The following is a 26446-nucleotide window of genomic DNA, read 5'->3' on the forward strand; positions in this document are numbered from 1 at the left end:
ATCGTAAGGTTAAGTGAATAAGGGCGCACGGTGGATGCCTTGGCATTAGGAGCCGATGAAGGACGGGACTAACACCGATATGCTTTGGGGAGCTGTAAGTGAGCTATGATCCAGAGATTTCCGAATGGGGAAACCCAGCATCTTTTATAGGATGTTACTTTCCAGTGAATACATAGCTGGTTAGAGGTAGACGCAGAGAACTGAAACATCTAAGTACCTGCAGGAAGAGAAAGAAAATTCGATTCCCTGAGTAGCGGCGAGCGAAACGGGAAGAGCCCAAACCAACAAGCTTGCTTGTTGGGGTTGTAGGACTCCGTTGTGGTAGTCTGTCAAGATAGTCGAAGAACCTGGAAAGGTTCGCCAAAGTGGGTAATAGCCCCGTAGACGAAATGTTGGCAACACCTAGGAGGATCCTGAGTACGGCGGAACACGAGAAATTCCGTCGGAATCCGCGGGGACCATCCCGCAAGGCTAAATACTCCCTAATGACCGATAGTGAACCAGTACCGTGAGGGAAAGGTGAAAAGCACCCCGGAAGGGGAGTGAAATAGATCCTGAAACCGTGTGCCTACAACAAGTCAAAGCCCGTTAATGGGTAATGGCGTGCCTTTTGTAGAATGAACCGGCGAGTTACGATTGCATGCGAGGTTAAGGTGAAGAGCCGGAGCCGCAGCGAAAGCGAGTCTGAATAGGGCGAATGAGTATGTAGTCGTAGACCCGAAACCATGTGATCTACCCATGGCCAGGTTGAAGGTGTGGTAAAACGCACTGGAGGACCGAACCCACGTACGTTGAAAAGTGCGGGGATGAGCTGTGGGTAGCGGAGAAATTCCAAACGAACTTGGAGATAGCTGGTTCTCTCCGAAATAGCTTTAGGGCTAGCCTCGGAATTAAGAATGATGGAGGTAGAGCACTGTTTGGACTAGGGGCCCATCTCGGGTTACCGAATTCAGATAAACTCCGAATGCCATTCATTTATATCCGGGAGTCAGACTGCGAGTGATAAGATCCGTAGTCGAAAGGGAAACAGCCCAGACCACCAGCTAAGGTCCCAAAATATATGTTAAGTGGAAAAGGATGTGGGGTTGCACAGACAACTAGGATGTTGGCTCAGAAGCAGCCACCATTTAAAGAGTGCGTAATAGCTCACTAGTCGAGTGACCCTGCGCCGAAAATGTACCGGGGCTAAACATATTACCGAAGCTGTGGATTACACCTCTGGTGTAATGGTAGGAGAGCGTTCTAAGGGCGTTGAAGGTCGATCGTGAGGACGGCTGGAGCGCTTAGAAGTGAGAATGCCGGTATGAGTAGCGAAAGACGGGTGAGAATCCCGTCCACCGTATGACTAAGGTTTCCTGGGGAAGGCTCGTCCGCCCAGGGTTAGTCGGGACCTAAGCCGAGGCCGATAGGCGTAGGCGATGGACAACAGGTTGATATTCCTGTACCAGTTGTTTTTGTTTGAGCAATGGAGGGACGCAGGAGGCTAAGGAATGCATGCGACTGGAAGTGCATGTCCAAGCAGTAAGTCTTGAGTAGAGTCAAATGCTTTACTCTATACGGACAAGCTGTGATGGGGAGGGAAATAATAGTACCGAAGTTCCTGATGTCACACTGTCAAGAAAAGCTTCTAGTGAGAAAACAACTGCCCGTACCGTAAACCGACACAGGTAGTCGAGGAGAGTATCCTAAGGTGAGCGAGCGAACTCTCGTTAAGGAACTCGGCAAAATGACCCCGTAACTTCGGGAGAAGGGGTGCTGACTTCGGTCAGCCGCAGTGAATAGGCCCAAGCGACTGTTTATCAAAAACACAGGTCTCTGCAAAATCGAAAGATGAAGTATAGGGGCTGACGCCTGCCCGGTGCTGGAAGGTTAAGAGGATGGGTTAGCTTCGGCGAAGCTCAGAATTGAAGCCCCAGTAAACGGCGGCCGTAACTATAACGGTCCTAAGGTAGCGAAATTCCTTGTCGGGTAAGTTCCGACCCGCACGAAAGGCGTAACGATTTGGGCACTGTCTCAACGAGAGACTCGGTGAAATTTTAGTACCTGTGAAGATGCAGGTTACCCGCGACAGGACGGAAAGACCCCATGGAGCTTTACTGTAGCTTGATATTGAGTGTTTGTACCACATGTACAGGATAGGTAGGAGCCGATGAACCCGGAACGCTAGTTTCGGTGGAGGCGCTGGTGGGATACTACCCTTGTGTTATGAACCCTCTAACCCGCACCACTTATCGTGGTGGGAGACAGTGTCAGGTGGGCAGTTTGACTGGGGCGGTCGCCTCCTAAAGAGTAACGGAGGCGCCCAAAGGTTCCCTCAGAATGGTTGGAAATCATTCGCAGAGTGTAAAGGCAGAAGGGAGCTTGACTGCGAGACTTACAAGTCGAGCAGGGACGAAAGTCGGGCTTAGTGATCCGGTGGTTCCGCATGGAAGGGCCATCGCTCAACGGATAAAAGCTACCCTGGGGATAACAGGCTTATCTCCCCCAAGAGTCCACATCGACGGGGAGGTTTGGCACCTCGATGTCGGCTCGTCGCATCCTGGGGCTGTAGTCGGTCCCAAGGGTTGGGCTGTTCGCCCATTAAAGCGGCACGCGAGCTGGGTTCAGAACGTCGTGAGACAGTTCGGTCCCTATCCGTCGCGGGCGTTGGAAATTTGAGAGGAGCTGTCCTTAGTACGAGAGGACCGGGATGGACTTACCGCTGGTGTACCAGTTGTTCTGCCAAGGGCATTGCTGGGTAGCTATGTAGGGAAGGGATAAACGCTGAAAGCATCTAAGTGTGAAGCCCACCTCAAGATGAGATTTCCCATTTCTTTAAGAAAGTAAGACCCCTGAGAGATGATCAGGTAGATAGGTTGGAAGTGGAAGTGCAGTGATGTACGGAGCGGACCAATACTAATCGGTCGAGGACTTAACCAAAGAAACGAAATAAAAAAGTTTTTCGGACTGTTTGATTACATTACTTCAATCCAGTTTTGAGTGAATAATCACTCAATTGAATAGCAACAACACCCAGTGTGGTGGCGATAGCGAGAAGGATACACCTGTTCCCATGCCGAACACAGAAGTTAAGCTTCTTAGCGCCGATTGTAGTGAAGGGTTTCCCTTTGTGAGAGTAGGACGTCGCCACGCTAATTATTCCGGCATAGCTCAGTTGGTAGTAGCGCATGACTGTTAATCATGATGTCGTAGGTTCGAGTCCTACTGCCGGAGTTCCTTAATATAGGACTTATGAGTAATGTTTTGCTTCTTTTAACTTTGGAGAGTTGTCCGAGTGGCCGAAGGAGCATGATTGGAAATCATGTAGACGGTTAACGCTGTCTCAAGGGTTCGAATCCCTTACTCTCCGTATTAAGTTTTATTGGCCCGTTGGTCAAGCGGTTAAGACACCGCCCTTTCACGGCGGTATCACGGGTTCGATTCCCGTACGGGTCATTTATATTTTTTGGAGGTTTAGCTCAGCTGGGAGAGCACCTGCCTTACAAGCAGGGGGTCGGCGGTTCGATCCCGTCAACCTCCATTAAATTACGGTTTGGTAGTTCAGCTGGTTAGAATGCCTGCCTGTCACGCAGGAGGTCGCGGGTTCGAGTCCCGTCCAGACCGTTTTATAGTTTTTGGCGCAGTAGCTCAGTTGGTAGAGCAACGGATTGAAGCTCCGTGTGTCGGCAGTTCGATTCTGTCTTGCGCCATTTGGAGGAATAGCGAAGTGGCTAAACGCGACGGACTGTAAATCCGTTCCTTAGGGTTCAGTGGTTCGAATCCACTTTCCTCCATTACATAGTAGGGATATAGTTAAACGGTATAACTACGGTCTCCAAAACCGTCATTGTGGGTTCGATTCCTACTATCCCTGTTAATATTTTATGGCGATTGTGGTGAAGTGGTTAACACAGCGGATTGTGGTTCCGCCATGCGTGGGTTCGATTCCCATCAGTCGCCCTTAGCTTTAATATTATTATATTCTTTTCATGGCGATTGTGGTGAAGTGGTTAACACAGCGGATTGTGGTTCCGCCACGCGTGGGTTCGATTCCCATCAGTCGCCCTTAGCTTTAAATTATTGGGGTATAGCCAAGCGGTAAGGCAACAGGTTTTGATCCTGTCATGCGTTGGTTCGAATCCAGCTACCCCAGTTTTCTCTTTTAGAGAATCTTTAAATTATGATATGGCGGTATAGCCAAGTGGTAAGGCAGAGGTCTGCAAAACCTTCATCACCGGTTCAAATCCGGTTACCGCCTTGCAATTTTATTTCATGCCGGCGTGGCGGAATTGGCAGACGCGCTGGACTCAAAATCCAGTGCCCGCGAGGGCGTGCCGGTTCGACCCCGGCCGCCGGTATAATTGATATATTAACGTTCTCAGACGTTGGTATATCTTTTTTTTTAGTAAATTAATAGAAGAGGTTATTATGAAAAAAATAAGTATTTGTTTTTTAACTATTTTACTAATAGGCTATATTTGTCCAATTTTTGCAAGTGCAGAAGAGATGAATTACCATAAATTAGATGAGTCTGTAGAAGGAAATATTTTAGAAGATAAGTCAAAAAGTTCCATTGTAGATAGTGTAGATGAGGAAGAAATCATGGAACAGAATGAGTACATAACAGATAATTCAGAAAATAAACTTGAAGTTCCCAATGAAACTAAGCAAGAAAACTATGAAAAAAGTTTAAAGTCGATTGTAGCTTCGGGTATGTTTGGAACTAGTAAATGGCAAATTGATAATACTGGAGCTTTACATATAGCTAGTGGTGAATTCATTAATACTAAGAACAGTTCACCGTGGTTACCCTATAAAAATCAAATTAAAAAAATAGTTTTTGATGGACCTGTAAAAGCTAGCAGCAATTCTTCTCATTTGTTTTCAAATTTGAATCAAGTTATCGACATCGAGAATATTAGTCAGTTTGATACAAGTGCTGTTACGTTAATGAGAGATATGTTTTCTAATGCAAGTAGTCTAAAAACTTTAGATTTATCAAATTTTGATACGAGCCAAGTAATAGATATGGCGTTTATGTTTTCTTATATGAGTAGTTTAGTAAACTTAGATGTTTCAAGTTTTAATACAAGCCAAGTAGTTTATATGAGAAGTATGTTCTATGATACGAAAAATATAGTTAATTTAGATGTATCGAATTTTAATACAGGTCTTGTAGAAGATATGAGCGGTATGTTTACTGGCAGTGGTACAAAGAACTTAGACATGACTCATTTTGATACAAGTAGTGCAACTGATATGAGTGGTATGTTTAGCAATCTTAATTTAGATAGTTTAGATTTATCAAATTTTGACACAAGCCAAGTGAAAAGTATGGCTGCTATGTTTAGTTGGACTAAGATAAATAATCTAGATGTATCAAATTTTAATACAAGTCTTGTCAAAGATATGGGTGATATGTTTACTGGAACTGATATAAGCAGCTTGGATTTATCAAATTTTAATACAACTAGTATAACGAATATTAACAATATGTTTAGCGGTAGTAAACTGAATAGTCTTGATATATCTAATTTTGATATGAATCAAGTTGTTTATATGTATGATATGTTTGCAAGGATGAATGAGCTTAAACACATTAACCTTGGTGAAAACTTTCAATTTAAAGATGGAGTAGTTTTACCATCTCCAAGTAATTCTTTACCTTATTATGGAAAGTGGCAAAGAGATTATGAAGGAGCTGTTTATACTTCAAAAGAATTGGCAGAAACATATGATGGTCTAACAATGAAAGGAAATTATTATTGGGCAGAAAAACGACCAACCTTAGAAGTTAAAGATTCTACAATCTATGAGGGGGACTCATGGGATCCGCAAGATAATTTTGTTTCAGCGGCTGACGAAGAGGGGACTATTCTTTCTTTTGATCCAAATATGACCACAGATGTTGTTGATACAGCGATTCCAGGTATATATAAAGTTACTTATACAAATAATACTGTGTCAAAAACAATCACAGTGACAGTAAAAGAAAATTTAGAAAAGATCGACGCTAAAGATTCTGTTGTTTATACTAATGATTCATGGAAAGCAGAAGATAATTTTCTCTCTGCTACTGATAGAGATGGAAATAGTATAGAATTTAATCCTAGCATGACAGTTGATACGGTAAATACAGAAATTCCTGGAACTTATTTAGTGACGTATATAAATGGGGCATCATTGAAAAAAATTAATGTTACTGTAAAAGAGAGTCAAGCAAGTATCAAGGTGCATGATTCGTCTATTAAAGTCGGTGATCCATGGAAAGCAGAAGATAACTTTAAAAATGCAACAGACAAAGATGGAGCTCAAGTAAATTTCAAAGAGCTAACCGTGATTGGAACCGTGGATACTTCAAAAGCAGGCAGATATGAAATAACATATGCTTACGATAAAATATCTTCGACTGTAGTTGTTCTTGTTGAAGAACATAGTGATAAGAACAAGAAAGAAATTAACAGTGGTAACGACAACTTTACAGATAAAACTGATAATAGTAAAAAACAACAACGTATTCCTTCAAAAAATAAGGACCAAATACTTCCTAAAACAGGGGAACAACTTCAGGGGTTTCTTGTTATACTTGGTTTAGTTACTTCTACGTTATCAGTAATTTTGTTAAATTTACGAAAAAGATTTTTATAGCCAATAATAAGTTAAAAAGGGAGGAAAGACACTAAGTGCCTTTCCCTTCTTTTTTATTTGTAAGCAATGCGTAAATAGCATCAGCTATCTAATTCCGTTGTGAATAATTGTTCAACTTGTTCTTCAGCCCACTGACACCAAAGCAGTTCTTCTTCACATATGCGTATTCTTCTTTGGATAACGAGAAAACGTCCAAAGTTTTTTTTCTGTTCTTCCGCATTATTCAACATTTCGATTTGTTTTTGTTTTTCTTGGTTTTGTTTTAAGATTTTTAATTGGTGTTGTTTTCTTTCAAAAAGTAGACCTTTGACTGTATCTTTGTCTAAGATGGAAGCAACATACATTTTGGCTAGAAATTCGTCTTTTTGAGAGGGTTCTTTGGTTTCTTCTTGAATCCAAATATTAACGATTTCTTCTCCCTTAGTTGTTAAGTGATAGATCTTTTTTTGAGAATGTGTATCATCATTTTCTACTGATACGTAACCTTCTTTTAAAAGTTTTGCTAAGGAAGTGTAAATTTGACTATGATGTGCTTCCCAAAAAAGAGTCAGATATTGTTTTAATTCATAACCAGTACAAGGTTTTCTAACTAACATACAAAGTAAAATGTAACTAAGAGTATTCATTTGAAGCTACTCTCCTTTTCCTTATTTTCTTTATTATACCATAAAAAATATACGTATTAATATACATGTAAATATTGACACGTTTCTTTTTTTGTAGTATCTTTTTATAGAAAGAAGGGAATCAAATGGAAGAAACAGGTATTTTAGTGGAACAAGAGGAAATGTTGAATAAGGTAGGTCTTCGATCGGCATATGCAGTAGCATTTACTTGTATGATCGCATTTATGGGAATCGGTTTGGTGGATCCTATTTTAAAAACGATCGCACACCAATTAAATGCAACTCCTGCTCAAACGACATTATTATTTACAAGTTATATGTTGGTAACAGGAGTCATGATGTTATTTACAGGGTTTATTTCAAGTCGAATCGGTGCAAAAAAAACATTGATCTTTGGACTTATTATTATTATTGGGTTTTCATGTTTAGCAGGTTTTTCTGAAACAATCGAAGGATTGATCTATCTACGTGCAGGTTGGGGGCTAGGGAATGCTTTATTTATCTCAACAGCTTTATCTGCTATTGTGGGCGTGTTAGCGGGTCAAACAGAGAAAGCAATCATTATGTATGAAGCTTCTATGGGACTGGGTATGGCAATCGGACCTTTGCTTGGTGGTGTGTTAGGTAGCATGTCTTGGCGTATGCCATTTTTTGGAGTAGCCACATTAATGTTTGTAGCAACATTAGCAATTGCCTTTTTATTAGCACCAATTGCTAAACCAAAGAAAAAAGTATCTCTTTTTGCAGGAATCAAGGCTTTAAGCAATCATAAATTACGTTCAATTGGCGTCATTGCACTTTTGTATAATTTTGGCTTTTTTACATTATTAGCGTATGCACCATTTTTGCTTGAAGGCTTTTCAGAAATGCAAGTCGGCTTTGTCTTTTTTGGCTGGGGTGCATTATTAGCTGTTGCTTCTGTATTTATTGCACCTATTTTAGAGAAAAGAATAAATACGTATCGGACGATTATACTTGCGTTATTCTTTTTCTTAGCTTGTTTGAGTTTTATTGGTTTTAACGCTCAATCACCTAATTTAGTTGCTGTAGGTGTGATTATGGCAGGATTATTCCAAGGATTGATCAATACTCTTTTGACAACAATTGCGATGGAAATACCTGATATTGAAAGAAGTGTGGCATCATCTTCTTATAGTTTTATTCGTTTTTTCGGTGGAGCGATCGCTCCGTTTGTAGCTGGAAAATTAGCGGAGATTTGGAATTCTAGTGTAACATTTTACTTTGCAGCGTTTATGGTTTTGATTGGTTTGGTTTTTGTGATTGTTCATAATCAGTATTTTGCAACAGAGGAAGAATATGAACAAGCTTAAATCAACAAAAAAAGTACCTTCGAATTTTTTCGAAGGTGCTTTTTTTAAAGGAAAGATTCATTCATGAAAAAAGCCGTGATATAAAAGATTTCGTCCTTAGGTATTGTAATGGAATAATAGGCTTCTAAAAGCTGACTATTTTTTTGAACACTGATAATTTCAGTTTCATATTTTTCCTGAAATACGTTTGTTTGTGGGAAACTACTAACATTTTTTCCTTGTTTTAAGCGATCGATCATGCAAACGATATGGCAAGCCAATCCTACTTTTATTTCATATGAGATATCAGGATTGATTTCTACGGCAACTGTTTCCACCCATTCTCGAACTGAAGTGATCAGATTTTCACCGTCTTTATAGTCCAACATATTTGCAATATTGGTTCTCATTCCTTCAAAAGCAATTTCGTAATCAATAAGTAACTGAATTTTTTCTGTTTTTGTTTCATCTAATGCCTCGGTGATTGAAAAATGAGGTGAAGGGAGAGCTAACCGAAAAGTACCAATCGTACAGATAATTTTTCCAGAGTTAGTTAAATTCTTTATCATTTTATCTAGCAGCTTCTCGTCGGTTATTTGTAGGGATACAATTTCACAAACTCCTCCTCTTAAATTTAAGCGACTTCGTAACATTGTTTTAATCAGTTGAGCAGAGCCTTCACCTGTCGTACATAAAGTGAGAATATACAATTTTAATAATTTTGGTTCTTCAGAATCTTTTTTATAACTAGATAGTCCTCTAATATTCTTTGTGGATTCAAATACCTCATTCAACTCATAACCAAGAGCAGCCTTTCGACTTGCTTCCAACACATGGAGTGTACTGACTAGTTCAATACAGCGAATTTCGATATTTAAATTCTTTGCCAATTCATCACTAAAATTTATTAAAGAGCCCATATCCACAAGTAGAAGGACGCTTTTTAACTGTTCCTTTGTGGCGAGATAATTTTGGATATTTGTCAAAGTAACGAGCGGTTTCTCTTCAAGATTCATATCAAATCCGACGACTATTTGTTCACCAAGGAGTTTATTAACAACAGTTGCCATGCTTGTAGCAGTTGACTCACCATGAGCTACGACTATGACTTCAACTTTGGCTCTTTTTTTATTTTTGTTTTCGTCAGATGTAAAAAATAGTGCGATAAAGCCAGCCTCATCTTCAGGAAGTTGGATACTAAAATCAGATTCAATAACTGAAAGGCAATGTTGAGCTGTTTCAAAAAGACGAGGATGATTTTGTTTTATCTCAGTAATTCGCGGATTGCGGATAGTTTGGCCTCTTTTTACACGTTGAATTGTATTATATAAATGTAGTGCCAGTCCATAGCGGACATTATCTGATAAATAAACAGTTAGTAAACGGGAGGCTTTTTCGCATACTTTATTGGTAGTTGCGACGATTTCTGACCCAACGATCTGTTCCAAATTGGTTAAATCAACGGCTGAATCATTATTATATGACCGATAATAATTGGTTATAGTTGTATCAATGATTTCGGATGTTTGGGAAATATCTAGACCAATACGTTCCATATCATTCATTTTTTGCTCGATGATTTGATAAATATCATTTCCTTTTGTCTCTTTAGGCAAAAAAAGTGTGGTTTCTTCCTCGTTGAAATGGAAGAACCGAGCATTCATATTCGGTAAAAGTAGCCAGATTTTTTTACGATCTTCAGTATTATAAAGACCTTCGCGGATATAATGGGGGAGTTCATAACTACTGATTTTGATCGTTTTTTCTTGGCGCACAATAAATTGTGAATATGCTTTTGCGCAGAGTAGTTGGATATCTGCTTTAAGTTGACCTACGTTATTAGGACAATGATACCCTAACAAGGCTCGAATCGTATTTGTGGAGACTTCGATAGGTGTTCTTAATTTTTTAGTTTCAGCTTGGAAAAATGTTGCGATCAGGCTTAGTCGTTCTTCTAACCCACGGTCAACTAAACTAGGTATTTCGATCCTCATGGGAATTCTTCGGATAAATGTTTGTAACAAAGAAGACGTTGTATCTTCTGTAGTTGCACAAACAAGTAAAACTTGAGCTTGACGTTCACTGTTTGTTTCACCAAGTCTGCGGTATATGCCTCGATCAATGAAGGTGAATAACATTTCTTGTCCTTCTGGTGGGAGACGGTGGATTTCATCAAGGAAAAGAATTCCACCATTGGCTTTTTCTAATAATCCTACGCGATCATTATCTGCTCCAGTATAAGCACCTTTTAGAACACCAAAAATAGAGCCTACCAATAATTGTGGATTATTCGCATAGTCTGCACAGTTGAACGTAATAAAATGAGAATCCGCTTTCAATTTATGTTGTGATCTTGCATACGTATATATTAATTCAGCAAACATACTTTTTCCAACGCCAGTATCACCAGTTAATAAAATGTGCATCCCGTTTGGTGGGTATAAAACAGCTGCTTTAGCCTGTTCACCACAATGAAAAAGACTAGGGCTCTTTTTGATGAAATCTTCTAAGATATTCTTTTCACCTATTTCTTTTGTAGTTGTTGAAAAGAAATAAACAGGTTTGGTACCACTTTTATTTGCTTTACCTAATTTAACCAATTGATTTAAGTCACTACTGACATTAGCTCGTGTAATGTTCAATTGTTCCGCAATATCAGTTGCGGTGACAGGTTGTTTTTCAGAGTAGTGTTCCAGTAATTCTGCTACTTTATCGATTCTTTTCATTTTTCCCCGACCTTTGATAGATAGTGTGTTCTATGTATAAGTATAAGGTTGTGAAAGGAAATAGTCAAAGTCATGTGTTTTATTTTCAATAATGTGTTTTGTTGTATGTAAATAATGTGTTTTATTTAGTCGGAATACAAAACACATTTTTTGGAAACTGTTATTTCATCAGTGTTTTACTAGTTTGGCACAGTTATTGCTTATATAAATATGACAACGTAATTAATGTTTGAAGGGAGAAGGTCAAATGATTTCAGAGACAGATGTAATGCAGATCATTGTTTATGCTGGGAATGCAAAATCCTTAGCAATGAATGCAATCAAAGAAGCAAAAAGTGGAGAGATATCGGGTGCAAAAAAAATGTTGGAAGAAAGTAAGAGCAATCTAAAAATTGCCCATCAGTATCATACAGATATCTTACAAACATTTGCAAATAATCCGGAGGAAGTAGCAAATATGTTTTTGACCCATGCGCAAGATCACATGATGGCTGCAATCACAGCAACAGATTTTGCAAAAGAATTTATCGATTTACATGAAGCAATGCAAGAAATGCGTATCTTAATTAAACAGAACGCATAAAAAAATAGAAAAGGTGATTAGGATGAAAATTACATTAGCGTGTGCAGGTGGAATGTCAACAGGAATGTTGGTTAAGAAAATGGAGGAATATGCAAAATCACAGGGAATAGAGGCTGATATTTCAGCATGCGGGCTTAGTGAATTGGAGGAAAAAGTGACAGGTTCAGATATTATTTTATTAGGGCCGCAAGTTGGTTACCAGTTGGATGATGTAAAAAAAGAATACCCAGATATTCCAGTACTTGTGATTGAAATGATGGATTATGGCATGATGAATGGTGAACAAGTCTTTAAGAATGCTCAAGAAGTTATTGCGTCTAATTAGTGTTATTTAAAGGAGGATTACAAATGTCAGAAACGAAAAAAAGTTCATTTATTAAAGGGTTGAATGTATTTGTTAATAAGTTTTCCAATAATACATTTGTTAAGAGTATTGCTAATGGTATGATGATGACCCTGCCAATCACAATAGTAGGAAGTCTGACAACAATTATTGGGATGATTCCAGGGTTGCCTGAGATCGTCTTGAAAGCTTGCTCGTTAGGAACATCGATTTCAAGTAATCTAATTACGATTTATGTGATTATTGGTATCTCTTGTGCGATGGCAAGAGAGAAAAAAGGGGATACGATTGCGTCAATTATTCTTTCATTAGCTGCTTTTTTTGTTTTGACACCGATCACGGCTTTTGATATCGGTAAAGAAAAACCAGCTATGGCGTTTGAATTAACTTATTTAGGTTCTAAGGGGATTTTTGTGGGGATGATCGTTGCATTAGTTGTTACTTGGGTTTTCGCTAAAATGGTGCAAAAACGTATTACTTTTAGGATGCCTGAGAGTGTACCAACAGCGATTGCTAAAACCTTTGAAGCCATTGTTCCAGCTGCAATTATTTTTATTGTTGTTATCATGATCAGTACAGCTTTTGCCGAAACTAAATTTGGTAATATACATGACTTTATTTATACTAATTTGCAAACTCCGCTTGAAGCTTTGGGCGGGTCGATCTGGTCAGCACTATTTATCATGTTTTTATCAGAATTACTGTGGTTTTTCGGGATTCATGGAAGTATGGTGGTAGGCTCTGTTATTGCTGTTTTATTTACAACGCAAGCCTATGCAAATATGGAGGCTGTGGCAGCTGGAGAAGCTGCTACGAATATTATTAATTCATTTTTCTTAGATGCATTTAAAGGTCCAAGAGCCTTAGCACTAGCTGTTATCCTCGTTTGGATGAGTAGAAGCGAAAAGTTTAAATCAATTGGTAAAATCTCTTTGGTACCAAGTATTTTTGGGATTACTGAACCTATGAAATTTGGAATTCCTATGATTATGAACGCGATTATTTTTATTCCTTTGACTCTTTCAGCAGCTGTCTGTGTAGGAATCGCTTATTTAGCTACGATTATTGGTTTTCTACCCGTTATTAGTGTTAATGTACCTAAAAATCTACCAACCTTTTTATCTGGTTTTATGGCCGCTGGTTGGCAAGGATTAGTGGTTCAACTGATTCAATTTGTTGTGGTACTATTATTGTATCTACCATTTATGAAAAAATTAGATAGTCAAGGTGTTGCAGAAGAAACAGCAAATCTTGAGAGTAATTAGGAGCGTGACATGATGCAATCACTTCAAGTAAAAAGAGATGATAACGGATTAGCAATCTACATCCCTGAAACGGTGAACTTTCCTATAAAAGTATACTATGGAGCAAACAATTTTGCCGAAAATGAGTCTAACTATATAGAGTTTACTGAAAATGGTTGGCAAAACTTTGCAGATCCCATTTCTAAGGAACGCCTTTACTTTAAAACAAGAGTAAATTCAGAGATTTTTGTCGGAGCAGAGCGACGCTTACCATTAAAAAACTTGTATAATTGTCGTGATATGGGAGGCTATTTAACCAAAGAAGGTCGTTTAACAAGTTGGGGCAAAGTTTTTCGTTCAGATGCACTTCATCAAATAGATGATGTGGGGCAAGCTTATATCGAACGAATGGGCGTTAAGCGAATCATTGATTTTCGTTCACCAGAAGAAATTGCGAAAGACCCGAACAAATCAATTTTGACAAGTAAGTCATTTAATTTTAATCCTCATGCAGATGTCGCTCAACAAGCAAGTACACAATCTGTTTCTAAAAAGGATGAAGATAAAATTATTCAATTGGAAAAAATGGTTAAGACTGAAGCTGGTCGAGCTCAGTTGATTAAAAACCGAAATGTTATGATCAAGCAAATGGAACAATTAGTTGTAGGAGAAAATGCTATTAAAGCATATAAACAATTTTTTGAAATACTATTACAAAACTCAGTGACACCTTTGATTTTCCACTGTCAAGGTGGAAAAGACCGTACTGGCTGGGCAGCGGCTTTGTATTTAGGAGCACTAGGAGTAGGGAAAGAACAAATCTATCAGGATTATTTGCTGACAGATAAGATGAATGCGCCTAGAAATGCAAAAAGGATGGCTATCTACAAAAAATACACTGACAATGAAGATGTTTTAGCTTTTTTAGCCTCACTTCAGCAAACCAAAAAAGATTATCTTGATGGTGCGTACACAACGGTAGAAGAACATTATGGCACGTTAGAGAAGTACTTAAAGGAAGTGCTAGAGATAGAGGCTAGTCAGTTAGAGGTTTTAAGGAATAAATACTTGTATCCTGTAGAATAGGGAGAATCTAAAAAACGTTAGGGTGGCAAGATAGAACAACTCATCTATCTTGTCATTTATCTATTCACGATAAGTAACAAAAATAGTTGATTTGAAAATTAGTTTGATCTTAAAAACTAAGTGTTACTTTTTCCTTTGTTGACAACGCTTTATTTTCATGTTTTAATAACAAGAGAAATTAAGATTGTTACTGAATTTTCAGGCTATACTTCATTTCTTTTTATTAACATTTAATTAGCTAGCTGATCTAATCTCATTGAGGGGACAATATGGAAGTAAAAAAAGTAATCAATAATAATATTATAAAGTCTCTTGATGCGGACGGTCTTGAAGTGCTAGTAATGGGTAAAGGTATTGGCTTTAAAAAAAATATAGGGGATGTCATTGATGATGCTCTTATTGAAAAAATATATACAAGCAATGCCGATTTAAATACAAATAAACTTACTCAGTTATTAGCAAATGTCCGTTTGGAGCATTTACAGGTGGCAAATGAAATTATTGGTTTTGCTAAAGTTTCCTTAGGAAAAAAGTTAAACGAAAATATTTATCTTACATTGACCGATCATATCGATTATGCGATTGAGCGTCACAATAGTGGCTTACCTGTTAGAAATGCACTTCTTTGGGAAATCAAACGTTTTTACAATCATGAATACTTGATAGGAAAAGAAGCGTTAAATATGATTTCCAATCGTCTGGGCATTGCGTTGCCTGAAGATGAAGCGGGTTTTATTGCATTGCATATTGTTAATGCGGAACTGGATTTATCTCAAGTCAGCCAAGTCTCTGAAATGACAAAAGTCATTCAAAAAATCATCAATATTGTTAAATATCATTATAAAACAGATTTGGATGAATACACGCTAAATTATGAGCGATTTATTACGCATTTAAAGTTTTTTGCACAGCGTTTGTTTAGTGGTATAGAATTGGATAAAGATAAGGACGAAGGATTCTTATTTATGCTAAAAGAAAAATATCAAGACGAATATCTTTGTGCATTGAAGATCCGTGATTATATCAGTAAAGAATTTGGTCGTGATTTACAAGAAGATGAGATGATTTATCTCACTATTCATATTAGAAGAATAACCAACAATTAAAGGATTGTTACTGCGTTAGAGCAGGCTATACCTAAGAAAATCTCTTTGAAATAAGAGGTTTCTTAGGTATTTTTTTATTGATTTTAGTGTATTTTATGGGGCTATCACATTTCTGAGTGAAGCCAAATTCACGATTTAATTTTAAAATTTGGAGGATAAATAATGAATTATCAAGAATTAGCACAAACGATTATTGAAAAAATCGGTGGCAAACAGAACATCTCTGGTTTGACTCATTGCGCTACAAGATTACGTTTCAATTTAAAAGATGAACAAGCAGCGGAAACAGACAAACTTAAAAATACTGCTGGCGTGATGGGTGTTGTTTCAAAAGGTGGTCAATATCAAGTAATTATCGGTAGTGATGTTGGCAGTGTTTATAAGGAGATTTTAAAAGAAGTGCCTTCTTTAGATGGAGAGCAAACCGTATCTGACGAAAAAGATGACCGCGGTACTGCTTCGAAAATTATCGACACAATCACTGGTATTTTTACACCGATTTTACCAGCGATTACAGCAGCCGGGATGTTAAAAGCTGTTTTGTCACTATTGGTTGTTTTTAATGCAATCGATAAAACGGGGCAAACGTACATTATTATTGATTTTATGGCTGATTCTGCTTTTTACTTTTTACCTATTTTGCTAGCAGCATCATCTGCACAAAAGTTTAAAACCAATATGTATCTAGCAATGATGGTTGGAGGAATCTTACTGCATCCAAACTTTGTGGGAATGGTTAATGCAATCAAAGAAGCTGGAGAAGGTGGAATTCATTTATTCGGATTACCAATTTCTGCAGTAACATATGGTTCATCCGTTATTCCGATTATTTTAGCTGTTTGGTTTATGTCCTATATTGAACCGATTGCGGATAAAGTGTCACCTAAAGCAATCAAGTTTTTCAGTAAACCATTGATTACGATTGCAATTGTCGGGACAGTTTCATTAGTGGTCATTGGACCAGTTGGTTATTTTATTAGTGATGGTATTTCAAATGGGATCAAGGCATTGGAAAACTTTAGTCCATGGTTAGTTCCAACGATTATTGGTGCATTGACACCATTGTTTGTAGCGACAGGAACACACTACGGTTTAGTGCCGATTGGGATCAACAATAGAATGACAACAGGTTATGATAGTGTGATCTATCCAGGTATGTTGGCGTCAAATCTTGGGCAAGGGGCTGCTTCTTTGGCAGTTGGTGTTAAAAGTAAAGAGTCTTCAATTAAACAAGTTGCAGCTTCAGCTGGTTTAACTGGTTTATTTGGGATTACTGAGCCTGCTTTATATGGAGTCAACCTAAAATATAAAACTCCTTTATATGCTGCAATGATTGGTGGGGGTATCGGTGGTTTATTTATGGGAATCACTCGAGTGAAAAACTTTACAGGTGGTTCGCCAGGCTTGTTAACACTTCCAAGTTACATTGGGGATGATACGTTAAGACATTTATATATGGCTTGTATTGGAGCCGTTATTAGTATTGTGATTTCTTTTGTGATCTCATATATTTTATATAAAGACCCTGTAATCGAAACATCAAACGTACCAGCAAAAAAAAGTGAAGATATTCATTCTTCTGATATAAGTGCTATTACAGAAGTTGCTACACCAATCAAAGGAGAAGTAGTTGCTCTTTCAGTAGTTGAAGATGGCATGTTTTCTGAAGAAATTTTAGGTAAAGGTTTTGCAGTGAAACCAGTAGAAGGTGTTGTTTATGCACCAGTTTCAGGAATTGTAACAGCAATTTTTGATTCTAAACATGCAATTGGTTTGACCAGTGATTCAGGGGTGGAGTTATTGATTCATATCGGCATTGACACAGTTCAATTAAATGGTGATGGTTATAAGTATTTTGTTGAAAAAGGACAAAACGTTGAAATTGGGGATAAATTAATTGAATTTGACTTAGAAAAAATTGCTGAAAAAGGCTATAATATTATTACACCCGTTGTTGTAACAAATTCAGCAGATTTTGGTGATATTATTACGTTGACCAAAGCGTTGTCTGAACCAGGTGAGCAAGTAATGAAGGTTATTCGATAACAAGAATTCCTTTATTCTAATAAATTGGAGGTTGATTTGAATGGCATTTAGAAAAGATTTTTTATGGGGCGGCGCAACAGCTGCCAATCAATGTGAAGGCGGTTATAACGAAGGAGGACGAGGTTTAGCGAACGTGGACTTAGCCCCAGTTGGACCAGATCGTTTCCCAGTAATCACTGGAGAGAAAAAAATGTTTGCGTTTGATGATGAACATTTTTACCCAGCTCAAAATGCGATCGACATGTATCACCGTTATAAAGAAGATATCGCATTATTCGGCGAAATGGGCTTTAAGACTTACCGCCTATCAATTGCCTGGAGTCGTATTTTCCCTCTAGGAGACGAAACAGAGCCGAATGAAGAAGGCTTGAAGTTCTATGAAGATTTGTTCAAAGAATGCCGTAAACACAATATAGAGCCCCTTGTAACGATCACTCACTTTGATTGTCCAATGCACTTAGTGGAAAAATATGGTGCGTGGCGTAGTCGCGAGCTTGTTGGTTTTTATGAAAATCTATGTAATGTGATCTTCAACCGTTATAAAGGCTTAGTAAAATATTGGTTGACGTTTAACGAAATCAATATGATCTTACATGCACCATTTATGGGCGCGGGTCTTTACTTTGAAGAAGGCGAAAACAAAGAACAAGTCAAATATCAAGCAGCGCATCACGAATTATTGGCAAGTGCGATCGCAACGAAAATCGCTCATGAAGTCGACCCAGAAAACAAAGTCGGTTGTATGTTAGCAGCTGGTACAAACTATGCATATACATGTAAACCAGAAGATGTCTGGGCAGCACGTAAAGCCGATCGTGAGAATTTCTTCTTTATCGACGTTCAATCACGTGGCGAATACCCAGCGTATGCTCTTAAAGAATTAGAGCGTGAAGGTATCGAATTGCCAATTGAAGACGGTGATTTAGAATTATTGAAAGCACACACAGTAGACTTTATTTCATTCTCATACTACTCATCACGTGTTCAATCAACAGACCCAGCGGTTAATGAACAAACAGCTGGAAATATCTTTGCTTCAGTGAAAAACCCATATTTAGAAGCAAGTGAATGGGGCTGGCAAATCGATCCATTAGGATTACGTACAACAATGAATGATCTATATGATCGTTACCAAAAACCATTGTTTATCGTTGAAAATGGATTAGGTGCCGTCGATACACCAGACGAAAATGGCAACGTGATTGATGATTATCGTATTGACTACCTAGCTGCACACATTCAAGCAATGAAAGATGCGGTAGAGCTTGATGGCGTAGATTTACTCGGTTACACAACATGGGGCTGTATCGATTTAGTGTCAGCTGGAACAGGTGAAATGAAAAAACGTTACGGCTTCATTTATGTAGACCGTGACAATGAAGGGAATGGAACCTTAAAACGTTCGAAGAAAAAATCATTTGACTGGTATAAAAAAGTCATTGCGACTAATGGAGAAGATTTAACGAATTAGATTTTATAAATAAAAGACAAAAGCAAGTGTACCGTACTTGTTTTTGTCTTTTTTTGTAACCTGTTACGCAAAATGGAACAAAATACAAGCTGCTGTTCTCTTCATCAAGAGTTTGGAAACCGCTTTAAAAAGAGTAGACTTCGAGGTATGCTTAACTCGTCAAAAGGAAAACTCGAGGAATCCGACAATAAAAAATCAAAATGGATTGGTGGAAGAAATGATGAAAAAAAGAGACTTTGTCGATACAAATGATTTTACGAAAGCGGAAATCGATTTTATGATCCAACTAGCTTTAAAATTAAAAGAATCAATTAAGAATGGATACTATCCACCGCTTTTAAAAGATAAAACATTAGGGATGATTTTTGAGCAATCATCAACTCGTACTAGAGTATCATTTGAAACAGCCATGACACAACTAGGTGGGCATGCCCAATATTTAGCCCCAGGTCAAATTCAACTAGGTGGGCATGAATCCTTAGGGGACACTGCTCGGGTGTTATCTCGTTTGGTGGATATTTTAATGGCCCGTGTTGAACGTCATCAAACAATTGTTGATCTAGCAAAAGATGCGACGATCCCAGTTATTAATGGCATGAGTGATTATAACCACCCTACACAAGAACTAGGCGATATCATTACAATGACAGAACATTTACCAGTAGGGAAAACACTGAGTGATTGTAAAATAGTCTTTGTTGGAGATGCGACTCAAGTGTGTGTTTCCACGATGTTTATGGCAACGAAGATGGGAATGGATTTCGTTCAATTCGGGCCAAAAGGGTTCCAGATCAAAAATGAAACGTTAGCCATCGGGCAAAAAAATGCCGAACTGTCTGGCGGTAGTGTGTTGATCACTGAAAATGCAGAAGAAGCGATGAAAGATGCTGATTTTATTTATACAGATGTTTGGTATGGTTTATATGAAGCTGAACTATCAGAGGAAGAACGAATGGCGACCTTCTATCCAAAATATCAAGTAAATCAAGCCTTGATCGATATGGCGGCACCTCATGTTAAATTCTTACATTGTTTACCTGCAACGAGAGGGGAAGAAGTGACAGACGAAGTATTGGATGCTTCTTATTCAGTTGTCTTAGATGAAGCTGAAAATCGCTTAACTGCAATGCGTTCATTATTAGTTTATTTCATGAATCCATATTTGGAATATGCAAGTAAAGAGGTAGGAGATCGCTATGATGCCGAATTTGAATTAATGTTGAAAAATGCTGTAGTAGCTAAGTGATTTTAGAGAAATGAGGGGAAAGAAGTGGAGTTGTTCTCTTAAAATTTCTGCTTCTACTCCCATTTCCTTAATGAAAGGTGCGTACAAAACATGAAAGAAAAAAAGAAATTTCGTTTGTTTGACGCAGTTCTAATGGCAGTCGTCGTAATACTTGTTGTTGAATCTGCTGCTCCTGCCGCTGCAATCGGATCGTCACAATTTTTTTGGTGGGGAATTTTACTTATTTTATTCTTCTTACCATATGGGTTAATTTCAGCTGAATTGGGCACGACTTACACTGGAGATGGAGGTATTTATGATTGGGTGAAAATGGCCTTTGGTCGTCGTTGGGGAGCTCGTGTAGCGTGGTTTTATTGGATTAATTTTCCAATTTGGATGGCAAGTTTAGCCGTCCTTTTTACAGAAGTGATGACGCAGATTTTTGGCTTAACATTAGGAACGCCTACTTTAATTATACTTCAGTTAGTTTTTATCTGGGGTGTGACATTGATTAGTTGTTATCCAGTTAGTGATAGTAAATGGATTTTGAATCTCGCGGCTTTTGCGAAAGTAGCGATCATGGTCTGTTTAGGTGTATTAGGTATTTATCATGCAGTGACGAAAGGGATGGCCAATGATTTTTCTGGCAAAGCGTTATTGCCAAGCTTTGATTTGAAGAGTTTAAGTTTTATTTCAGTGATTTTGTTTAATTTTTTAGGGTTTGAAGTCGTGACGACATTGGCTAGTGATATGGAAAACCCTAAAAAGCAAATTCCTCAAGCTATCATCTGGGGGGGAATATTAATTGCATTCTTCTATTTATTTGCAGCTTTTGGTATGGGCGCTGCTGTACCGGCAGATCAATTGTCAACATCAGGTGGTTTAATTGATAGTTTTATCTTACTAGTGAGTGGAATCAATCCATTTGTGGTCGTTATTGGTTTATTGTTTATGTACACATTAGCGGCCAATCTGGTTTCTTGGGCGTTAGGCGTGAATTATGTTGCCTTTTATGCTGCTAAAAATCAAGATATGCCAAAAATATTTGCAAAAGAAAATCCTAAAAACGAAATGCCAATTGGCGCTTCTATTATTAATGGAATTGTTGGGTCAGCCTTAGTGATCGTAGCCCCATTTATCCCAAATGAAAATATTTTTTGGGCGTTCTTTGCTTTAAATGTGGTGGCATTATTAGTTTCTTATATTATGATGTTTCCCGCTTTTTTAAAATTGCGAAAAATCGATCCTGATAAAGAGCGGCCATTTAAAGTACCAGGCGGACCTGTTTTATTAAAAATTATTGCCTACATTCCAATGCTGCTATTAGTTATTACGTTGTTCTTCTCAATTGTTCCATTATCAAGCTCAGAGTTTTCAGAGAAAATTCCAATTTTGATAGGAACCATCGTTGCAACGATCATTGGTGAAATCTGTATTCGGCTAGGGGATAAAGAGTACGCTAAAAAACAAGTGGAAAAAAATCAAAATTAGGGAGTTTTGAACATGAAAACAATTGATAGTTCACCAAAAAAAGACGGTTTTCGGATGCCGGGAGAATTTGAATCTCATCAAGGCGTTTATATTTTGTGGCCGGAACGTCCTGACAATTGGCGCAATGGTGGTAAAGCGGCACAAAAAACTTTTGTAGATGTAGCAGTTGCAATCAGTGAATTTGAACTAGTAACTGTAGGGGTATCTGCAGAACAATACGATAATGCTCGTCATATGTTACCTGAAAATGTTCGTGTCGTTGAAATTGCCAATGATGATGCGTGGGTTCGCGACTGCGGACCGACTTTTGTAAAAAATGACGAAGGAGAGATTCGTGGGGTAGACTGGACCTTTAATTCTTGGGGTGGATTGGTAGACGGTCTATATTTTCCATGGGATAAAGATGATCAAGTGGCGCAAAAGATTTGTGAAATAGAGTGGTTGGACCGTTATCGTTTAAATGATTTTGTATTAGAAGGTGGTTCTATTCACGTTGACGGTGAAGGAACGTTGGTCACTACAGAAGAATGTTTACTTTCAGAAGGCAGAAATACTCAACTTTCAAAAGAACAAATAGAACAAGTTCTAAAAGAATACCTTTCGTTAGAAAAAATTATTTGGCTAAAACGTGGTATTTATTTAGATGAGACGAATGGTCATGTGGACAATATCGTTAATTTTGTCAAACCAGGAGAAGTTGTACTAGCCTGGACAGATGATAAAAATGATCCACAATATGAAATTTCCAAAGAATGTTTAGAGATTTTAGAAAATGAAACAGACGCTCACGGCCGCAAGTTAATTGTTCACAAACTATATGTGCCTAATCCAATCTTGATTACAGAAGAGGAAAGTTTAGGAGTGGATGCAGTGGCAGGGACGCTACCTAGAGAAAAAGGGGATCGTTTAGCGGCTAGTTATGCAAATTATTACACAGCAAATGGCGGAATCGTTCTTCCTTTGTTTGATGATCCGAATGATGAGAAAGCCATCACTTTGTTGCAAAAACTATATCCAGATAGAAAAATTGTTGGTGTGCCAGCAAGAGAAATTCTTTTAGGTGGCGGGAATATTCATTGTATTACCCAACAAGTGCCAAAATGAGGTGGAATAGATGAAAAAACGTATCGTAGTGGCTCTAGGAGGAAATGCTATTCTAACAACAGATCCTAGTGCTAAAGGACAACAAAAAACTTTAGCTCAAACGGCCTATTATTTAGCTGATCTTATTGAAATAGGCCACGAATTGATCATCACACATGGAAATGGTCCTCAAGTTGGTAACTTATTATTACAACAACAATTAGGTGCAACAGAACAAAATCCAGCAATGCCTATTGATACAGCAGTTGCGATGACCCAAGGTAGCATTGGTTATTGGTTGGAAAATGCCTTAGTGGACGAGTTAGAAAAAAGAAATATCTCTAAAAATGTGGCCACAATCTTAACACAAGTTGTTGTCAGCGAAACAGATCCAGCTTTTCAAGCACCAAGTAAACCGATTGGTCCCTTTTTAAGTGAATCTGAAATGGAATCGGAGAAAAAACAAACTTCAGCAACTTTTGTAGAAGATTCGGGTCGAGGCTTCCGTAAAGTTGTACCGTCACCAAAACCAATCAATATTGTAGAGTATCCTGTAATAGAGAAGTTAGTCGAAAATGGTATCATCACAATTGCAGGTGGTGGCGGAGGAATTCCAGTCGTTAGAAAAAATGATTCCTATCAAGGTATTGAAGCTGTGATCGACAAAGATTTTGCCTCTGAAAAAATAGCTGCGTTGGTTCATGCAGATATGTTAGTGATTTTGACAGGTGTCGCGCATGTAAGCATCAATTTCAATCAACCGAACCAGACTGATTTAACCAACGTCACAGTCTCGGATATTGAAAAATATATTGACGAAGATCAGTTTGCACCAGGCAGTATGCTACCTAAAGTTCAAGCAGCAATAACATTTCTTAAAGAAAATACTAATGGCAAAGCAGTCATTACCTCCTTAGAAAATATCAAAAACTTATTATCAGAAGAAACGGGTACAATTATCACTGCTTAGTTTGACAGAAAGAGTAGAAGCAAATGCTAGTTTCTGCTCTTTCTTTCTGATATATTAAAAATATATCGCTTACATATGAAAAGAGTGAGCCATTATCGAAAAGGAGCACAACATCTATGAAATTAACATCTAGCAATCCAAAAAAGGATAGCTTTTTTGCACCAGCAGAATTTGAACCACATGAAGAAGCCTATATGATTTGGCCAGAACGAGCTGATAATTGGCGCAACGGAGCCAAGCCTGCTCAAACAGCCTATATAGCAGTAGCTAAGGCTATTGCAAAGTTTGAACCTGTTACAATGTTTGTTTCTGCTAAGCAATACAAGAATGCCCGTCAGTTATTACCAGAATCCATTCGAGTAATGGAGTTGAGTAATAATGACGCTTGGATCAAAGATTATGGCCCAATTTATGTAAGGAATAAAGAGGGGGAAGTCCGTGGAGTAGACTGGCGTTTTAATGCGTGGGGTGGTTTATTAGATGGACTATATTTTCCATGGGATCAAGATGATTTGATTGCTGAAAAATTATGCGAATTCAATCGTATGGATTACTATTCTTTAAAAGAGTTTATTTTAGAAGGCTGTTCGATTCATTTAGATGGTGATGGAACACTTTACACTACAGAAGAAGTTTTACTTTCAGAAGGTAGAAATGGTAAACTTTCTAAAGGGGAAATTGAAAAAATATTAAAAGATTACTGCAATGTAGAAAAAATCATTTGGCTAAAGAAAGGCTTTTTTTTGGACGAAACGAACGGCGATATCGACAACATGCTTAATGTTGTTCGTCCTGGTGAAATTGTCCTTACATGGACGAATGATCCTGATGATCCGCAATATGAAATTTCAAAAGCGGCATATGAACAGTTAAAAAATGAAACAGATGCAAAAGGTCGAAAACTGCTCATTCACAAGATGTACATGCCAGAACCGATGTACATTACGACAGAAGAAAGCCAAGGAGTAGACCCAGTGAATGGAATGCTGCCACGATTTCCAGGCGACAGATTGACAGCAACATATGTTAGTTATTATACAGCTAATGATGGCATTGTTTATCCTTTGTTTAATGATAAAAATGATCAAGCCGCTGGATTATTGCTAAAAAAATTGTACCCAAACCGAAAAATTATTGGCATTCCTGCTCGTGAAATTTTATTAGGTGGCGGAAATATTCATTGCATTGCACAAAGTGTTCCTAAAATCAGGTAGGAGGGAAATATGTGGACTTTTTTGAAGTGGTAAACCCTCATGTTTCAGAGTTAACAAAGAATGAACATCTATTATTTGATTATGTTGTGAAAAACTTAAATGAGATTAAAAATAAAAGTATTCGTGAAGTGGCAGATGATTGTTTTGTATCGACAACAACTTTTTTAAGGTTTGTTCGAAAAATTGGTTTTTCTGGCTACAGTGAATTTACAACGGTTATCAAATATACTATTTTAAATCAGAAAAAAGAAGAAAAAGTCAGCCCTTTTGTAGTTTCTCAAAAAGATTATCGAGAGGAGTATCTTAAAAATATCAATGAATCGGTGCGTGTCATTGACAAAAATAGTTTGATAACGGTTGGAGCATACTTAAAGAAGAAGCCAATCATTTACTTATTTGCTAAAGGAATGAACAAGCAGCTGATGCAGTATGCAAAGTATTTATTTGTAGCAGCAGGTTTTTTGGTGGTATTTCCGGAAGATCAATCAATGCGGGCCGTCGTTCAAAAGCAGATAAAGTCAGATGATCTAGTTTTTATTTTGACGTATCAAGGAAAAGATGAAGAATGGATTCGATTGATGCAACGTTTAAAAAATACTGCTCATCCTCTACTTGTTTCAATTACAGGAGCGGATAATAATGTGGTTCAAAATATGAGTGATATTAATTTTTACATGTTTACAGATGAGCTCTTTTTAAATAAGATGGAAATCACGTCGCATGTTTCGATGTTGGCAATTCTTGAATTAATCTTGTATCAGTATTTGGATAATGCTGAAGAAGGTGAGTATCATTTGGTTTTTAAATAATTGATCATATTTCTATTTGAGAAGCTATTATTAAAAAATAGAATAAAAAGTTGTCTTGAACAAAAAACGTTCAAGACAACTTTTTTGCTATAGTTTGCCATAGTCGTATAAATGTTTCGATGTATATTTCAAACATGAATAGGAAGCAAGTGAAATTGCTGATAACGCTACGCCTGTAAATAATATTTTTTTCATAATCATCATTCCTTTTTTATAGTATAAAAGTCTGTGTTCAAGTGCAAAAACTGCACGTACGTGGACGGTAGGATTCGAACCTACACCTCATCGGGTCGAGAATAAACATCCGTTAGTCCTCAAAGAGTTTTAACACCACGTTCATCCACAATATTATTGGTTGTTTACTATGATTAAACTATAACCTTAATAGATTAAATCAAACATAAAAAAGCTTGAAAAAAGTGTGAATTCGTTTGAATTTGTTATGAATAGTATGAACATCTTTCCTAATAAAAAAACAAAGTTTTG

At 37.7% G+C, this 26446-nt stretch carries 17 protein-coding genes, 13 tRNA genes and 2 rRNA genes; 30 read left to right on the forward strand and 2 right to left on the reverse strand.

The window, feature by feature from the left end; translation table 11 throughout:
- Nucleotides 1-7 precede the first annotated feature (7 nt).
- From I583_RS04785 to I583_RS04860, 16 genes are all read left to right on the forward strand, one after another.
- Nucleotides 8-2919 (forward strand): 23S ribosomal RNA (locus I583_RS04785).
- 97 nt (nt 2920-3016) lie between these two features.
- A 5S ribosomal RNA gene (rrf, locus tag I583_RS04790) occupies nt 3017-3132 on the forward strand.
- A 7-nt stretch (nt 3133-3139) separates the two neighbouring features.
- A tRNA-Asn gene (locus tag I583_RS04795) sits at nt 3140-3213 on the forward strand.
- A 47-nt stretch (nt 3214-3260) separates the two neighbouring features.
- Nucleotides 3261-3349, forward strand: a tRNA-Ser gene (locus tag I583_RS04800).
- 14 nt (nt 3350-3363) lie between these two features.
- Nucleotides 3364-3435, forward strand: a tRNA-Glu gene (locus I583_RS04805).
- A gap of 12 nt (nt 3436-3447) precedes the next feature.
- Nucleotides 3448-3520: transfer RNA gene (locus I583_RS04810), tRNA-Val, on the forward strand.
- Nucleotides 3521-3529: 9 nt separating this feature from the next.
- Nucleotides 3530-3603: transfer RNA gene (locus tag I583_RS04815), tRNA-Asp, on the forward strand.
- Nucleotides 3604-3616: 13 nt separating this feature from the next.
- A tRNA-Phe gene (locus I583_RS04820) sits at nt 3617-3689 on the forward strand.
- Nucleotides 3690-3692: 3 nt separating this feature from the next.
- Nucleotides 3693-3773: transfer RNA gene (locus I583_RS04825), tRNA-Tyr, on the forward strand.
- A gap of 9 nt (nt 3774-3782) precedes the next feature.
- Nucleotides 3783-3853, forward strand: a tRNA-Trp gene (locus tag I583_RS04830).
- Between the two features lie 13 nt (nt 3854-3866).
- A tRNA-His gene (locus I583_RS04835) sits at nt 3867-3939 on the forward strand.
- A 32-nt stretch (nt 3940-3971) separates the two neighbouring features.
- A tRNA-His gene (locus I583_RS04840) sits at nt 3972-4044 on the forward strand.
- Between the two features lie 16 nt (nt 4045-4060).
- Nucleotides 4061-4132, forward strand: a tRNA-Gln gene (locus tag I583_RS04845).
- Nucleotides 4133-4166: 34 nt separating this feature from the next.
- A tRNA-Cys gene (locus tag I583_RS04850) sits at nt 4167-4237 on the forward strand.
- 16 nt (nt 4238-4253) lie between these two features.
- A tRNA-Leu gene (locus I583_RS04855) sits at nt 4254-4337 on the forward strand.
- 70 nt (nt 4338-4407) lie between these two features.
- Complete coding sequence (locus I583_RS04860; RefSeq protein ID WP_010760237.1) at nt 4408-6627, forward strand: bacterial Ig-like domain-containing protein; 2220 nt, start codon at nt 4408-4410, stop codon at nt 6625-6627.
- Nucleotides 6628-6707: 80 nt separating this feature from the next.
- Here I583_RS04860 and I583_RS04865 read toward each other — a convergent pair whose 3' ends face one another.
- The gene (locus tag I583_RS04865; RefSeq protein WP_010760238.1) at nt 6708-7253 is read right to left on the reverse strand and encodes a PadR family transcriptional regulator; all 546 of its coding nucleotides are present in this window, start codon (nt 7251-7253) and stop codon (nt 6708-6710) included.
- Nucleotides 7254-7378: 125 nt separating this feature from the next.
- On the opposite strand from I583_RS04865, the gene I583_RS04870 reads away from it, so the two are divergent.
- Nucleotides 7379-8584 carry an MFS transporter gene (locus I583_RS04870; protein WP_010760239.1) on the forward strand — a complete coding sequence of 402 codons (1206 nt, stop codon included), beginning with the start codon at nt 7379-7381 and terminating at the stop codon, nt 8582-8584.
- A gap of 44 nt (nt 8585-8628) precedes the next feature.
- Here the strand turns inward: I583_RS04870 and I583_RS04875 are convergent, their stop codons facing one another.
- A complete protein-coding gene (locus I583_RS04875; RefSeq protein WP_010760240.1) occupies nt 8629-11289 on the reverse strand; it encodes a sigma-54-dependent transcriptional regulator in 2661 nt (886 codons plus the stop codon).
- A 247-nt stretch (nt 11290-11536) separates the two neighbouring features.
- Between I583_RS04875 and I583_RS04880 the strand changes: the two genes are divergently transcribed.
- The 13 genes from I583_RS04880 to I583_RS04940 all read left to right on the forward strand — a co-directional run bounded on the left by I583_RS04880 (nt 11537) and on the right by I583_RS04940 (nt 25960).
- The gene (locus I583_RS04880) at nt 11537-11872 is read left to right on the forward strand and encodes a PTS sugar transporter subunit IIA (protein ID WP_010760241.1); all 336 of its coding nucleotides are present in this window, start codon (nt 11537-11539) and stop codon (nt 11870-11872) included.
- A 22-nt stretch (nt 11873-11894) separates the two neighbouring features.
- Nucleotides 11895-12197 (forward strand): PTS sugar transporter subunit IIB, encoded by a 303-nt coding sequence (locus tag I583_RS04885; RefSeq protein WP_010760242.1) that lies wholly within the window; start codon nt 11895-11897, stop codon nt 12195-12197.
- A 23-nt stretch (nt 12198-12220) separates the two neighbouring features.
- Nucleotides 12221-13480: a PTS sugar transporter subunit IIC gene (locus I583_RS04890; protein ID WP_010760243.1), complete on the forward strand. Its 1260-nt coding sequence runs from the start codon at nt 12221-12223 to the stop codon at nt 13478-13480.
- A gap of 9 nt (nt 13481-13489) precedes the next feature.
- Nucleotides 13490-14545, forward strand: coding sequence for a tyrosine-protein phosphatase (locus I583_RS04895; protein ID WP_010760244.1), 1056 nt, complete (start codon nt 13490-13492; stop codon nt 14543-14545).
- Between the two features lie 269 nt (nt 14546-14814).
- Nucleotides 14815-15651, forward strand: a complete 837-nt coding sequence (gene licT, locus I583_RS04900) for a BglG family transcription antiterminator LicT (RefSeq protein ID WP_010760245.1) — start codon at nt 14815-14817, stop codon at nt 15649-15651.
- A 162-nt stretch (nt 15652-15813) separates the two neighbouring features.
- Nucleotides 15814-17697, forward strand: a complete 1884-nt coding sequence (locus I583_RS04905; RefSeq protein WP_010760246.1) for a beta-glucoside-specific PTS transporter subunit IIABC — start codon at nt 15814-15816, stop codon at nt 17695-17697.
- Nucleotides 17698-17737: 40 nt separating this feature from the next.
- Nucleotides 17738-19168: a 6-phospho-beta-glucosidase gene (locus I583_RS04910; RefSeq protein ID WP_010760247.1), complete on the forward strand. Its 1431-nt coding sequence runs from the start codon at nt 17738-17740 to the stop codon at nt 19166-19168.
- A 220-nt stretch (nt 19169-19388) separates the two neighbouring features.
- Nucleotides 19389-20414, forward strand: coding sequence for a putrescine carbamoyltransferase (gene ptcA / locus I583_RS04915; RefSeq protein ID WP_034682663.1), 1026 nt, complete (start codon nt 19389-19391; stop codon nt 20412-20414).
- A 90-nt stretch (nt 20415-20504) separates the two neighbouring features.
- Complete coding sequence (locus tag I583_RS04920; protein WP_010760249.1) at nt 20505-21884, forward strand: APC family permease; 1380 nt, start codon at nt 20505-20507, stop codon at nt 21882-21884.
- Between the two features lie 12 nt (nt 21885-21896).
- Entirely contained in the window at nt 21897-22988 is a 1092-nt protein-coding gene (gene aguA / locus I583_RS04925) for an agmatine deiminase (RefSeq protein ID WP_010760250.1), read from the forward strand.
- 10 nt (nt 22989-22998) lie between these two features.
- Nucleotides 22999-23937, forward strand: coding sequence for a carbamate kinase (gene arcC, locus I583_RS04930; RefSeq protein WP_010760251.1), 939 nt, complete (start codon nt 22999-23001; stop codon nt 23935-23937).
- A 116-nt stretch (nt 23938-24053) separates the two neighbouring features.
- A complete protein-coding gene (aguA, locus tag I583_RS04935; RefSeq protein WP_010760252.1) occupies nt 24054-25151 on the forward strand; it encodes an agmatine deiminase in 1098 nt (365 codons plus the stop codon).
- A gap of 11 nt (nt 25152-25162) precedes the next feature.
- Nucleotides 25163-25960, forward strand: coding sequence for a MurR/RpiR family transcriptional regulator (locus I583_RS04940; protein ID WP_010760253.1), 798 nt, complete (start codon nt 25163-25165; stop codon nt 25958-25960).
- Nucleotides 25961-26446: the final 486 nt, after the last annotated feature.

Origin of the sequence: Enterococcus haemoperoxidus ATCC BAA-382 (genome assembly GCF_000407165.1) — a bacterium.
GTDB lineage: Bacteria > Bacillota > Bacilli > Lactobacillales > Enterococcaceae > Enterococcus_L > Enterococcus_L haemoperoxidus.

Excerpts from the sequence above, each read along its gene's own strand:
- I583_RS04860 (WP_010760237.1), top strand. The coding sequence starts at position 4,408 with ATGAAAAAAATAAGTATTTGTTTTTTAACTATTTTACTAATAGGCTAT.
- I583_RS04865 (WP_010760238.1), bottom strand. The coding sequence starts at position 7,253 with ATGAATACTCTTAGTTACATTTTACTTTGTATGTTAGTTAGAAAACCT.
- I583_RS04870 (WP_010760239.1), top strand. The coding sequence starts at position 7,379 with ATGGAAGAAACAGGTATTTTAGTGGAACAAGAGGAAATGTTGAATAAG.
- I583_RS04875 (WP_010760240.1), bottom strand. The coding sequence starts at position 11,289 with ATGAAAAGAATCGATAAAGTAGCAGAATTACTGGAACACTACTCTGAA.
- I583_RS04880 (WP_010760241.1), top strand. The coding sequence starts at position 11,537 with ATGATTTCAGAGACAGATGTAATGCAGATCATTGTTTATGCTGGGAAT.
- I583_RS04885 (WP_010760242.1), top strand. The coding sequence starts at position 11,895 with ATGAAAATTACATTAGCGTGTGCAGGTGGAATGTCAACAGGAATGTTG.
- I583_RS04890 (WP_010760243.1), top strand. The coding sequence starts at position 12,221 with ATGTCAGAAACGAAAAAAAGTTCATTTATTAAAGGGTTGAATGTATTT.
- I583_RS04895 (WP_010760244.1), top strand. The coding sequence starts at position 13,490 with ATGATGCAATCACTTCAAGTAAAAAGAGATGATAACGGATTAGCAATC.
- licT (WP_010760245.1), top strand. The coding sequence starts at position 14,815 with ATGGAAGTAAAAAAAGTAATCAATAATAATATTATAAAGTCTCTTGAT.
- I583_RS04905 (WP_010760246.1), top strand. The coding sequence starts at position 15,814 with ATGAATTATCAAGAATTAGCACAAACGATTATTGAAAAAATCGGTGGC.
- I583_RS04910 (WP_010760247.1), top strand. The coding sequence starts at position 17,738 with ATGGCATTTAGAAAAGATTTTTTATGGGGCGGCGCAACAGCTGCCAAT.
- ptcA (WP_034682663.1), top strand. The coding sequence starts at position 19,389 with ATGAAAAAAAGAGACTTTGTCGATACAAATGATTTTACGAAAGCGGAA.
- I583_RS04920 (WP_010760249.1), top strand. The coding sequence starts at position 20,505 with ATGAAAGAAAAAAAGAAATTTCGTTTGTTTGACGCAGTTCTAATGGCA.
- aguA (WP_010760250.1), top strand. The coding sequence starts at position 21,897 with ATGAAAACAATTGATAGTTCACCAAAAAAAGACGGTTTTCGGATGCCG.
- arcC (WP_010760251.1), top strand. The coding sequence starts at position 22,999 with ATGAAAAAACGTATCGTAGTGGCTCTAGGAGGAAATGCTATTCTAACA.
- aguA (WP_010760252.1), top strand. The coding sequence starts at position 24,054 with ATGAAATTAACATCTAGCAATCCAAAAAAGGATAGCTTTTTTGCACCA.